Here is a 12,603-nt window from a genome sequence, read left to right on the forward strand (position 1 = left end):
CGCTCCCGGCCGCGGAAGAGGCCGGGGGGCGTGATGGAGGTCACCCGGGAAGCCGTGACGAAGGTCACCCGGAATCCGTGGGAGAGGTCCCCCCGGGAGGCCGGTGCAGGGGTGTCCGGTGCCGCTCCTTTCGCGGGTGCGGACGGCGAGAGAAAAGCGTGCGCTTACCCGGGGTTTTTCATGTGGTAATTCTCATTTCTGAGATGTATTTGCTATTGACGTGATTAGCGCTAACTTGCACAGTGATCACGGCACTCTCGCCATTCACTCCGGTATGACCTGACCTCACGATCGGAAGAATGCACATGAGAAGATTCCTGGCCTCCACGGCCGCCGCCCTGACGGTGGTCGCGGGGATGGCCGCCACGACGGTCCCCGCCTCCGCGAACGCCGTGAGCGGCGATTCCGTCCTGTCCGCGGCCGCGGGGGTGGACGCCGCGATCATCGCCGACGGGGTGCGCCTCAGGTCGACCCCGGGCGGCTCGCGGGTCATCGGTTATCTCTACTACGGCGATTCCGGGCAGACCAGATACGGCTCGACGAACGGCTGGTGCTATTTCCGGCTGGGCAGGACGTCGGCTTCCGGATTGCCCGCGGGGACCGCCGGATACGTCTCGTGCAGCTACCTGGCGACGGAGCACGAGCGCCTCCACGACGGCCCGGCCGTCGACACCCTGGCGAAGTGAGCCCGGCGCGCCGGTGACGGACCCGGCCGCCCGGTTCCCCACAGCCGGGCGGTCGTCACCGCCCTCCCCGCTTCCCGCCGCCACCGGGGCCGCGGGGGAGGCGACGGGAAGGGGCGGGAGGGGACGGGCCGGCGTCACCCGTCCAGGAGCCTGAGGCCGATGACGCCGGCCAGGATGAGCGCCAGGCAGATCAGCCGGGCGGGCGCCGCGCTCTCGCCCAGGGCGACGATGCCCGCGACCGCGACCCCGAGGGCGCCGAGCCCGACCCAGACGGCGTACGCGGTGCCCATCGGCAGGCTCCTGAGGACGAAGGTGAGGATGACGAGGCTCAGGGCCGCCGTGGTCACCCCGACGACCGCCGGCCACAGGCGGGTGAACCCGTCCGAGCGCTCCAGCGCGGTGGCCCAGACGATCTCCAGCATGGCCGCGAGGACGAGCAGGAACCAGGCCATGGCGGTCAGGCCGTGGTGCCCGCGTCGACCAGGACGGTGGCCCCGGTGATGTTCCTGCCGCCCGCGCCCGCCAGATGGGAGACGGTGGCGGCGATGTCCTCGGGGTCGCAGTAGCGGCCCAGCGCGGAGAAAGCCCGCTCCTCCTCCGCCCCCGGGCCGTCGGCCGGGTTCATCTCGGTGTCGGTCGAGCCGGGATGGACGAGGTTGGCCGTGATGCCGCGCGGCCCCAGGTCCCTGGCGAGGCCCTTGGTCAGGCCGACCAGGGCGGACTTGCTCATCGCGTAGAGGGTCCAGCCCGGATACGGCACGCGCTCGGCGAGGCTGCTGCCGATGCAGATGATCCGCCCCCCCTCGGTCATGTGCCGGGCGGCGGCCTGGGCCAGCACGAACGACGCGCGGGGATGCACCGCCAGGACGTTGTCGACCTCGGCCGGCGTCACCTCCTCCAGGGGCCCGTACGGGGCGATGCCGGCGCTGCTGACCAGGACGTCGATCCTCCCGAACGCGGTGACCGTGCGCTCGACCGCCGCGACCAGGGCGTCGGCGTCGGCGGCCTCCGCCGCCACGGCCAGGCCGCGGGCTCCGGCGGCCTCGATCCGCTCGACGACCGCCGCGGCCCGGTCGGCCGAGCGCGCGTACGTGATCACGACGTCGGTTCCTTCCGAGGCCAGCCGTACGGCGACGGCGGCACCGATCCCGCGGCTGCCTCCGGTGACGAGCGCGACCCTGCCTGTCATGGCCTTCTCCTTATCCGGAATCAATTCCGTTTGACCATAAGCGGAACCTGTTCCGCTTGCAACCCTCCCCGGTGGCCCGCGATCGCGAACGTCTAGCCTGTGGTCGTGGACGCCGTCACGAACCCGCGCCCCGAACGGGCCGACGCGGCGCGCAACCGGACGAGGATCCTCGAGGCCGCCGCCGGCATCGTCGCCGTCCACGGCGTGGAAGGGCTGACGATGGCCGAGGTGGCCGCCGCGGCCGGGGTCGGCGTCGGCACCCTGTACCGCCGCTTCGGTGACCGCTCGGGGCTGGCCTACGCGCTCATCGACGAGCGGGAGCGCGAGTTCCAGTCGGCGTTCATCCAGGGGCCGCCGCCCCTGGGGCCGGGCGCCGACGCGCCGGCCCGCGTCCGCGCGTTCCTGCACGCCCTCGCCGACAGGACCGTGGAGCAGCTCGACCTGCTGCTCATGGCCGAGACGGCGACCCCGTTCGCCCGTTTCGGCGGAGCCTACGACGGCTACCACGCCCACCTGTCGATGCTCGTCACACGGGCCAGGCCCGGCGCCGACGCCCCCGTCCTGGCCGACGCCCTGCTGGCCCCGCTGGCCGCCCCGCTGCTCGCGCACCGCCTGCGCGGACAGCGGGTGACGGTCGAGCGCGTCAAGGCGGCACTGGACGACCTGGCGGCGGCGTTCACGGCCTGAACGGCGCGTCCGGCAGGCCCGGAACGGCCCGGACATCGCTACCGCTGGATGGGCTGATTTGTTATTCCTTTTTAGACGGTGGTCATCCGATGTGGTTTAGGGTTGCCGATGGTGGAAGCTGAGAGGCAGGAGGAGCCGGAGGCCGTGCGGAACGCCGGAGCGTCTGTGAACCCGCCGACGGACCCTTTCGAAGCGGCCCCCCTTCCCTCGAACCCCGTTCCACCGGGCGCCCGTGACCCGCGCCCCGCCCCGGCGGGGCGGCCCGGACAGCCCCGGGGCGGCTCGCGCCTGCCTCCCGGCGTGTCCCCCGACATCTTCGGCTCCACCGGCCTCGGCGGCCCGCCCGCGAGCCCCGCCCGCGGATCGATGTCCATCCCGCCCGCGGCGCAGCCCGCCCAGCCCTGGCAGATGGCCCCGCCGCCCGAGCGGCCCTCCCCGCGCGACGAGCCCTCGCTGGTCCCCGGCGGCGACGGAGGTTTTCCGCAACCCGACGGGCTCCGTTACGAGGAGCCGCCCCCGCGCCGACGCAGGGGGCGCGGAATCGTCCTGGCCGTCCTCGCGGTCCTGTGCGTCGTCGGGCTCGCGTACGCGGTTCCGGCGGTCGTCATGTCCGGCAAGATGCTCCCCGGCACCACCGTGCGGGGCGTCGACATCGGCGGGCTGACCGCCACCGAGGCGGCCGACGAGCTCAGGGAGCGCCTGGCCGCCGAGGCGTCCGAGAAGATGACCCTGCTGGCCGCCGGCAGGCGTTTCGCCTTCGACCCCGAAGAGGCCGGGCTGAAGCTCGACGTCGTCGCCACCATCAACCAGGCCCCCAGCGGCTTTCCGGCTCCCGGCCAGGTCTGGCGGGCCCTCACCGGCACCACCGAGCTCGATCCCAAGGTCTCCTCCGACCCGGAGGCGCTGAAGGACGCGGTGGAGGGGCTGGCCAAGAAGATCGACCTGAAGGTCCGCGAGGGCTCGGTCACCTTCAAGGGCGTCGACCCCGTCGTCGTGACGCCCCGCGACGGCCGGGAACTGGAGCGGGAGGCGGCGGTCGCCGCGATCGAGGACGCCTTCCTCGGCCCGGCGCGGGAGGTCCGCCTCCCGGTCTCGGTGATCAAGCCCAAGGCCACGGACGCCATGGTCGCCAAGGCCGCGTCCCTCGCGCCCCGGGCCCTGTCCGGCCCGGTCGTCCTCACCTCGTCCGGCAGGCGGGCCCGGTTGCCGGTGGAGACCCTCGCGGCACACCTGTCCTTCGAACCGGACGGCGCCGGCGGCATGCGGCCGGTGTTCGACGCCAGGAGCGCCGTCGTCACGGTGGAGGACGCCCTCGTCGATCCGGGCACGGCCCCGCGCGACCCCACGTTCGAGATCGTCGGCGGGAGGCCGAAGCTGGTGCCCGGCCGCAAGGGGAAGGGCATCGACGACGAGAAGCTCGCCGCGGACGTGGCCGAGATGATCGTCGGCGGCGGCGACCGGACGATCCCGGTGTCCCTGACCACCGTCCAGCCGAGGATGACCGACGCCCAGGCGCGCGAACTCGGCATCAAGGAGCGGATCAGTCAGTTCACCACGTTCTACGACTGCTGCTCGGCGCGCGTCGTCAACATCAAGACGATCGCCGGCCTCCTCGACGGCTACCTGGTGAAGCCGGGCGAGACCTTCTCGCTCAACGGCGTCGTCGGCAGGCGCGACACGGGCCGCGGGTTCCTGCCCGCCCCCATGATCGAGGGCGGCAGGCTGGTCAACTCGGTCGGCGGCGGGATCTCCCAGTTCGTCACCACCATGTACAACGCGGTGTTCTTCGGCGGCCTCGAGGACGTGCAGCACGTGGCGCACGAGTTCTACATCTCCCGTTACCCGGCCGGGAGGGAGTCCACGGTCTCCTGGCCCCAGCCGGACTTCCGCTGGAGGAACGACTCGCCGTACGGGGTGCTGGTGAAGAGCTCGGCCACCGACCGCAGCGTCACGGTCTCCTTCTGGAGCACCAAGCGCTACGAGATCGAGTCGATCTCGTCCGAGCGCTACGACGTGGTCCCCTTCGAGAGCGCCACCGACAGCGGCCCCGACTGCATCGACATGGTCGGCCAGCAGGGGTTCACGATCGACGTCTGGCGCGTCTTCAAGAAGGACGGCAAGGAGATCAAGCGCGTCAAGAAGACCACGGTCTACAAACCCGAGACCAACCTCACCTGTTCCTAGGCGACGCTGTGTTCATGGCGACGCTGACGCGTCGCGGTGAGGCCCTGTCTATGGCGACGCTGACGCGTCGCGGTGAAGCCGCTTGGATCCGGCTCCTTCCCTCGTCGTTCGAAATCGCTCGTTCCTCACGATTCCGCCCTCCTCAGTCCAGTCCCCGGCGCGGCTTCACGACTCCCCAGGGGTGTTCTCAGGGTGTGTCCTCCTCCAGGGCAATGCTGTGCGGACCAGACTCCGGCCGGTTCCGAAGCGTGGGGAGTCACCTTCCACGCCCCTTGAGGGACTCCCGTGAGGCCGCGCCGGCGACTGGACTGAGGAGCGAAGGAGCGAAGCGGATGAGCGACGAGGGAAGGAGCCGGATCCAAGCGGACTCACCGCGACGCGCAGCGTCGCCATAGACAGGGAAGGAGCCGGATCAGAGCGGCTTCACCGCGACGCGCAGCGTCGCCATAGGTAGGGCTTCACCGCGACGCGTCAGCGTCGCCATGGGCACGATAATGCGTTCATGAAGATCTGGGTTCCCTCCGAGGCCGCCGCCGGTGTTCTGTGCGATCTGCCCGAGGTGGAGTGCGTCGTCTACGACGGCAAGGGGCCGGTGCCTGAGGGGGCCGAGAAGGCCGAGGTCTGGATCCCGCCGTTGATGCCGGTGGCCGACCTGCCCGCGCTGCTCGCCCGGATGACCTCCCTGCGGCTGCTGCAGACCGTCACGGCGGGGGTGGACGCCTACCGCCCGCACCTTCCGGAAGGGGTGACGCTCTGCAACGCCCGGGGCGTGCACGACGCGGGTACCGCCGAGTGGGCCGTGGGAGCCATGATCGCGGTGCTGCGGGAGTTCTCGGACTTCGCCCGGGCGCAGGCGCGGGGGGAGTGGACCTACCACCACACCGGGGTGCTGGCCGACTCCACCGTGCTGATCGTGGGGTACGGCTCGATCGGCGAGGCGCTGGAGCGCAGGCTCGGCGGCTTCGAGGTGGACGTCGTCCGGGTGGCCAGGACCGCCAGGCCCGGCGTGCACGGCCTGGACGAGCTGCCGGGGCTGCTGCCCGGCGCCGACGTGGTGGTGCTGCTGGTGCCGTCCACGCCCGAGACCACCGGCATGGTGGACGCGGCGTTCCTGGGGGCGATGCGGGAGGGGGCCCTCCTGGTGAACGCGGCCAGGGGGCCGGTGGTCGACACGGGCGCGCTCGTCGAGGCGCTGCACGGCGGCCGGATCCTGGCCGCGCTGGACGTCACCGACCCCGAGCCGCTGCCGCCGGGACATCCGCTGTGGACCGCGCCCGGGGTCTTCGTCACCCCGCACGTCGCGGGCAGCAGCCCGGCGTCGGTACGGCGCACCCTGAAGCTGCTCCGTTCCCAGCTCCTGCGCTACCTCGCGGACGAGCCGCTCAAAAATGTGATCACGGGTTCTTACTGACCGGTAAAGGAATCCTGACTGTGGCTACCTCGTGACCTGTGCTGCGTACCTTCGTTCAGAGGCGGTCCCGTTCCCGCGTGGTTATCAGATCGGTGACGACTACGGCGTTGTCGCCACCCGCACGAGCCGGACGGCACACACTGACCCTGTGCCGGTGTGAGCTCCGAGACGAACGACGGAGCGCTCGCGCCGGTGGTACGAGCGCGGCGAGCAAGGGACGCCGCGGAGCGAGAGACACCGTGACGACACCGATGGGCAGACGACATTGATCCGCTGGCGTGACCCCCGGGTACCGCTGACCGCCGCCGCCGTCGGCGTGGCGGGGCTCGTTGCCGCACTCCTCAGCGGGGCTCCGGCCGTGGTCGTTCAGGCGGTGGCGGGGGTCGTCACCGCCGCGGCCGCGGCGGGGTCGCTGTTCGCCGCCGCCTCCCGGACGAACGGCCGGCGCAGGGCGCTGGCCTGGCGCTGGCTGGCGGGCGGCTCGCTCACCTGGCTGGCCGGGGTCGGCGTGCGGCCCATCGCGGACGGCGCGCCCTTCGTGGTGACCTTCGCCGACCTGGTGCTGCTGGCCGGTACGGCGATGCTCGCCGTGGGCACCGGCCTCTCGGCGGCCAGGCCCGCCCGGGGGCACGCGCTGCTGCGCGACCTCGCCGACTCCTACGTGTGCGCCGCCTCCATCCTGGTGATCCTCTGGGTGACGCTGGTCGGGCCGGCGTCCCGCGAGGCCGGCGACGCCGGGGACATCGCGGTCACGTTCGCCTCGCCCCTGTTCTGCCTGATCCTGGCCTGCGTGGTGGGTCCGGCGGTGGTTCCGATCCGCCGGTCGGCCTGGCCGGTGGGCCTGGCCGCGCTGGCCGTGCTGGGCGCCGTCGCGGCCTCCGAGACGGTCACCGCGCTGGCCAGGGTGAGCGGTGACACGCCGTCGCTCACCTGGGTCTGGCTGGCCCCGGCGGCCTTCCTCGTGCTGGCCGCGGTCCCGTGGAGCCGGCCCGCGACGCAGCCGTGGGATCCGGCCGACGACGAGCCGTCGGTCCGCGAGAGCACGTCCTCGCTGATCGCGGCGGTGCCGCTCCTGCTGGTGGCGGCGGCCACCGTCGTGGTGCTGCTGCGGGTGGCCGGCGGCGGCGCCGTCCAGGGGGCGCCGATGGTCCTGGCCCTGGTGTGCGCGTCGATCGTGGCCGTCCTGGTGGTCCGGCTGTTCCTGATGCTGGTGGAGACCGGGCGGCTGCGCAGGCTGGTCCACCTGGGCGAGCGGCAGTTGCACGACCTGGCCGAGAGCACCGGCGACGTGGTCATGATCTGCGACCACGACGGCGTGGTGCACCGGATCGGCGAGGGCGTCGAGATCACCTACGGGTACCGCCCCGCCGACCTGGTCGGCGGGACGATCTTCGACTACATCCACCCCGAGGACGTACCGGGCATCCGGGCGGCCCTGAGCGTGATGAGCGCCGAGGACGAGCCGGCCGAGGGGCCGGGGGCCTGCATGGTCGCCTGCCGGGTCCGGGCCTCGGACGGCACCTGGCGGCCCGCCGAGTCGGTGGCCACCCGCCACGTGGGCGGGGAGGAACTGCTGCTGGTCACCACCCGCGACGTCAGCGACCAGGAGGCCCTGCGCAACCAGGTCACCCACCTGACCTTCCACGACGGCATCACCGGCCTGCCCAACCGGGCCTACTTCGAGGAGCGCACCAGGGAGGTGCTGGCCCGCCCCGGCGCGGGCGGCGCGGCCGTGATCTTCCTGGACCTGGACGGCTTCACCGCGGTGAACGACTCGGTCGGCCACGCCAGCGGCGACTACCTGCTCGGCCAGGCCGCGCGCAGGCTCCGCGCCACCGTACGGGCCGACGACACCCTGGCGCGCTGGGGCGGCGACGAGTTCGCGGTGCTCCTGGAGGGGGCCGTCGACGCCCAGACCGCGGTGGACCTGGCCGAGCGGCTGGTCCGTACGGTCTCCTCCGAGCCGTTCCGGGTGGCCGACCGCGACATCGCGCTGACCGCGAGCGTCGGGGTGGCCTTCGCCGACGACGACGTCTCCTCCGCCGACCTGATCCGCAACGCCGACGTGGCGATGGCCAGGGCCAAGGAGCTGGGCGGGCGCCGGGTCGAGGTGTTCGCCGCGCACATGCACGCCGACGTGGTACGACGCCTGGAGCTGGCCGCCGACCTGCAGCGGGCGCTGCTGGAGAACCAGTTCGCGATCGAGTACCAGCCCGTGGTGGACCTGGCCACCTCGCGCGTCACCGCGGTCGAGGCGCTGGTGCGCTGGTGCCGGGCCGGGGAGTCCGTGCCGCCCGAGCAGTTCCTTGGGCCGGCCGAGGACACCGGCCTGATCGTGCCGCTGAGCGAGTGGATCCTGCGCGAGGCCTGCCGCGAGGTGGCCGCCTGGCGCGCCTCGGCCTGGGAGATCGGGCTCTCGCTGAACCTGTCGGCCCGGCAGATCATGGCGCCGCGCTTCGTGGAGACCGTCGGGTCGGCCCTGGGCGAGAGCGGCCTGCCGCCCAGCGCGCTGACCCTGGAGGTCATCGAGGAGATGCTGGTCGAGGACGCCGACGAGACCATCGTCCGCCTGTCGGAGCTGCGCGCTCTCGGCGTCCGGTTGGCCATCGACGACTTCGGCACCGGGTACGCCTCGCTGGCGTTCCTGCGGCAGCTCCCGGTCGACATGATCAAGATCGATCCGTCCTTCGTGTCCGGGCTCGGCCGCGACGAGACGCTGACCCTGCTGACCCGCACGATCGTGCGGCTCGGCCACGACCTCGGGCTGATCGTGGTGGCCGAGGGCATCGAGCGGCCCGAGCAGCTGGAGCTGCTGCGCGAGATGGGCTGCACGCGCGGCCAGGGGTTCCTGGTGGCGCGCCCGATGGCGGCGCGCGGCGTCGACTCGCTGATGCGCACCAGCCTCTCCAGCCTCGTCACCCCCGCCTGAGCTCATATCTCACGATCTGAGATACCTGTCCATGGATTTGACGCGGACACGCCCGGTCGGCCATGGTGGAGCCATGCAGCTTCACCGTGGGATTCTCGTAGTACTTCGCCGGCGCGCAGGCCGATAGCGAAGCACTCCGACCTGCGCGCCGCCCCAGCTCCGCCGACCAGGTGGAATGGGGCCTTTTTTATGCCATCACGCATGCTCAGCCACAAGGAACGAGCCGATGACCGAACAGATGACAGGAGCCCAGGCCCTCGTGAGGGCGCTGGAGAACGTCGGGGTCGACACCGTGTTCGGGATCCCCGGCGGCGCGATTCTGCCCGCCTACGATCCGCTCTACGACTCGACCAAGGTCCGGCACGTGCTCGTACGGCACGAGCAGGGCGCGGGGCACGCGGCGCAGGGGTACGCGCAGGCCACCGGGCGGGTCGGGGTCTGCATGGCCACCAGCGGCCCCGGCGCGACCAACCTGGTCACCCCGATCGCAGACGCGTACATGGACTCGGTCCCGATCGTCGCGATCACCGGGCAGGTGGCGAGCGCCGCGATCGGCACCGACGCCTTCCAGGAAGCCGACATCTCCGGCATCACCATGCCGATCACGAAGCACAACTTCCTGATCACCGACCCCGACGACATCCCCCGGACGATCGTGGAGGCCTTCCACATCGCCTCCACCGGCCGTCCCGGCCCGGTGCTGGTCGACATCGCCAAGGACGCCCTCCAGGCGAGGACCACCTTCCAGTGGCCGGTCGTCATGCAGCTTCCCGGCTACCGCCCGGTGACCCGGCCGCACTCCAAGCAGATCCGCGAGGCGGCCAAGCTGATCGTCGAGTCCAAGAGGCCGGTCCTGTACGTGGGCGGCGGCGTGCACCGGGCCGGGGCGTCGCCGGAGCTGCTGGAGTTCGCCGACCTCACCGGCATCCCGGTGGTCACCACGCTGATGGCGCGGGGCACCTTCCCCGACAGCCACCCCCAGCACATGGGCATGCCCGGCATGCACGGCTCGGTGTCGGCCGTCGGCGCGCTGCAGAAGTCCGACCTGCTCATCGGGCTGGGCGTCCGCTTCGACGACCGCGTCACCGGTGACCTGTCGACCTTCGCCCCGTACGCGAAGGTCGTGCACGCCGACATCGACCCGGCGGAGATCTCCAAGAACCGGCACGCGGACGTCCCGATCGTGGGCGACTGCAAGGAGGTCCTCACCGAGCTGATCGCCGCGGTGCGCAACGAGGGCCGCAAGGGCGACTACACCGACTGGTGGACGGCGCTGAACACCTACAAGGAGACCTACCCGCTGGGCTACACCGAGTTCGAGGACGGCTCGCTGGCCCCGCAGTACGTCATGGAGCGGCTGAGCGAGATCGTCGGCCCGGACGCGATCTACACCGCGGGCGTGGGCCAGCACCAGATGTGGGCCGCGCAGTTCATCGGCTACGAGAGCCCCGGCAGGTTCATCAACTCCGGCGGCGCCGGCACGATGGGCTTCTCGCTGCCGGCGGCGATGGGCGCCAAGATGGGCCGCCCCGACACCACGGTCTGGGCCATCGACGGCGACGGCTGCTTCCAGATGACCAACCAGGAGCTCGCAACCTGCACGATCGAGGGCGTGCCGATCAAGGTCGCGATCATCAACAACGGTAACCTGGGCATGGTCCGCCAGTGGCAGACGCTCTTCTACAACCAGCGGTACTCCAACACCGACCTGCAGACGGTGCGCAGGATCCCGGACTTCGTCAAGCTCGCCGAGGCCTACGGTTGCGTGGGCCTGCGCTGCGAGCGGCCCGAGGACGTGGACGCCACGATCCGCAAGGCGATGGAGATCAACGACGTGCCCGTCGTGGTCGACTTCGTGGTGCACCAGGACGCCATGGTGTGGCCGATGGTCGCCGCCGGGACCAGCAACGACGACATCAAGTTCGCGCGCGACATGGCGCCGGTGTGGGACAGCGAGGACGACGCATGAGCAGGCACACGCTCTCGGTGCTGGTGGAGAACAAGCCGGGCGTGCTCGCGCGCGTCGCGTCGCTGTTCAGCCGGCGCGGGTTCAACATCGACTCCCTGGCGGTCGGCCCGACCGAGCACGCGGACATCTCCAGGATGACCATCGTGGTCAACGTCGCCGACCTCCCGCTGGAGCAGGTCACCAAGCAGCTCAACAAGCTCGTCAACGTGTTGAAGATCGTGGAGCTCGACCCGGCGCAGGCGGTGCAGCGCGAGCTGACGCTGATCAAGGTGCGGGCCGACTCGGAGAACCGCTCCAGCGTGCTGGAGCTGGTCAACCTGTTCCGGGCGCGCTGCGTCGACGTCTCCTCGGACGCGGTGACCATCGAGGTCACCGGGACGCCGGACAAGCTGCAGGCCTTCATCAAGGTCCTCGAGCCGTTCGGCATCAAAGAGCTCGTCCAGTCGGGCATGGTGGCCATCGGCCGCGGAGCCCGTTCCATCACCGACCGTTCTCTCCGGGCCCTGGACCGGACCGCGTAACGCGCGCAGAGAAACCCGAAAGGTTAAGAAGTGACTGAGATCTTCTACGACGACCAGGCCGACCTGTCGATCATCCAGGGCCGGCACGTCGCCGTGCTGGGGTACGGCAGCCAGGGACACGCCCACGCGCTCTCGCTGCGCGACTCAGGGGTGGACGTCCGGGTCGGCCTGCCCGAGGGCTCCAAGAGCCGGGAGAAGGCCGAGGCCGACGGCCTGCGCGTGCTGGCTCCCGCGGAGGCCGTCGAGGAGGCCGACCTGACCATGATCCTGGCGCCGGACCACATCCAGCGTCACCTGTACGCCGACCACGTGGCCCCGAACCTGGTCGAGGGCGACGCGCTCTTCTTCGGGCACGGTCTCAACATCCGCTACGGCCTCATCGAGGCGCCCGAGGGTGTGGACGTGGCCATGGTCGCGCCGAAGGGTCCCGGTCACCTCGTGCGCCGCCAGTACACCGCGGGCCGCGGCGTGCCGTGCCTCGTCGCCGTGGAGAAGGACGCCAGCGGCAACGCCCTCGACCTTGCCCTGTCGTACGCCAAGGGCATCGGCGGCACCCGCGCCGGCGCGCTGCGCACGACCTTCAAGGAGGAGACCGAGACCGACCTGTTCGGCGAGCAGGCCGTGCTCTGCGGCGGCGTGTCCGAGCTGATCAAGGCCGGTTTCGAGACGCTGATCGAGGCGGGCTACCAGCCCGAGGTCGCCTACTTCGAGTGCCTGCACGAGATGAAGCTGATCGTCGACCTGATGTACGAGGGCGGCATCCACAAGATGTACTGGTCGGTCTCGGACACCGCCGAGTACGGCGGCTACTCCCGGGGTCCGCGCGTGGTGACCGCGGAGACCAAGAAGGAGATGCAGCGCATCCTCGCCGAGATCCAGTCCGGCGAGTTCGCCAAGGAGCTGGTCGAGGAGTTCGACGGCGGTCAGAAGAGGTTCACCGCCTACCGCGACGAGCTGGCCGAGCACCCGATCGAGAAGACCGGCGCCAAGCTCCGCCCGATGATGAGCTGGCTCAAGTAGGACCTCC

At 71.2% G+C, this 12,603-nt stretch carries 10 protein-coding genes; 8 read left to right on the plus strand and 2 right to left on the minus strand.

What is annotated here, in order from left to right:
* Positions 1–305: 305 nt before the first annotated feature.
* Positions 306–686 carry a hypothetical protein gene (locus tag AB0G16_RS07015; RefSeq protein ID WP_362799890.1) on the plus strand — a complete coding sequence of 127 codons (381 nt, stop codon included), beginning with the start codon at positions 306–308 and terminating at the stop codon, positions 684–686.
* 134 nt (positions 687–820) lie between these two features.
* Here AB0G16_RS07015 and AB0G16_RS07020 read toward each other — a convergent pair whose 3' ends face one another.
* Positions 821–1,138, minus strand: coding sequence for an SMR family transporter (locus AB0G16_RS07020; protein ID WP_362799893.1), 318 nt, complete (start codon positions 1,136–1,138; stop codon positions 821–823).
* Between the two features lie 5 nt (positions 1,139–1,143).
* Positions 1,144–1,875, minus strand: a complete 732-nt coding sequence (locus AB0G16_RS07025; protein WP_362799896.1) for an SDR family oxidoreductase — start codon at positions 1,873–1,875, stop codon at positions 1,144–1,146.
* A gap of 105 nt (positions 1,876–1,980) precedes the next feature.
* On the opposite strand from AB0G16_RS07025, the gene AB0G16_RS07030 reads away from it, so the two are divergent.
* The 7 genes from AB0G16_RS07030 (at position 1,981) to ilvC (ending at position 12,596) form a co-directional block, all read left to right on the plus strand.
* Positions 1,981–2,562, plus strand: coding sequence for a TetR family transcriptional regulator (locus tag AB0G16_RS07030; RefSeq protein WP_362799899.1), 582 nt, complete (start codon positions 1,981–1,983; stop codon positions 2,560–2,562).
* Positions 2,563–2,862: 300 nt separating this feature from the next.
* On the plus strand, positions 2,863–4,746 hold the full coding sequence (locus AB0G16_RS07035) for a VanW family protein (RefSeq protein ID WP_362799902.1): 1,884 nt from the start codon (positions 2,863–2,865) through the stop codon (positions 4,744–4,746).
* Positions 4,747–5,248: 502 nt separating this feature from the next.
* The gene (locus AB0G16_RS07040) at positions 5,249–6,157 is read left to right on the plus strand and encodes a 2-hydroxyacid dehydrogenase (protein WP_362799905.1); all 909 of its coding nucleotides are present in this window, start codon (positions 5,249–5,251) and stop codon (positions 6,155–6,157) included.
* 265 nt (positions 6,158–6,422) lie between these two features.
* A complete protein-coding gene (locus AB0G16_RS07045) occupies positions 6,423–9,086 on the plus strand; it encodes a GGDEF domain-containing protein (RefSeq protein WP_362799908.1) in 2,664 nt (887 codons plus the stop codon).
* A 175-nt stretch (positions 9,087–9,261) separates the two neighbouring features.
* A complete protein-coding gene (locus AB0G16_RS07050) occupies positions 9,262–11,055 on the plus strand; it encodes an acetolactate synthase large subunit (protein WP_362799911.1) in 1,794 nt (597 codons plus the stop codon).
* Positions 11,052–11,576 (plus strand): acetolactate synthase small subunit, encoded by a 525-nt coding sequence (ilvN, locus tag AB0G16_RS07055; protein ID WP_344894122.1) that lies wholly within the window; start codon positions 11,052–11,054, stop codon positions 11,574–11,576. Before AB0G16_RS07050 ends, ilvN begins: the two co-directional genes overlap by 4 nt.
* A gap of 39 nt (positions 11,577–11,615) precedes the next feature.
* A complete protein-coding gene (ilvC, locus tag AB0G16_RS07060) occupies positions 11,616–12,596 on the plus strand; it encodes a ketol-acid reductoisomerase (RefSeq protein WP_362800201.1) in 981 nt (326 codons plus the stop codon).
* Positions 12,597–12,603: the final 7 nt, after the last annotated feature.

The sequence above is a fragment of the Streptosporangium sp. NPDC023615 genome, from assembly GCF_040640155.1.
Taxonomy (GTDB): domain Bacteria; phylum Actinomycetota; class Actinomycetes; order Streptosporangiales; family Streptosporangiaceae; genus Streptosporangium.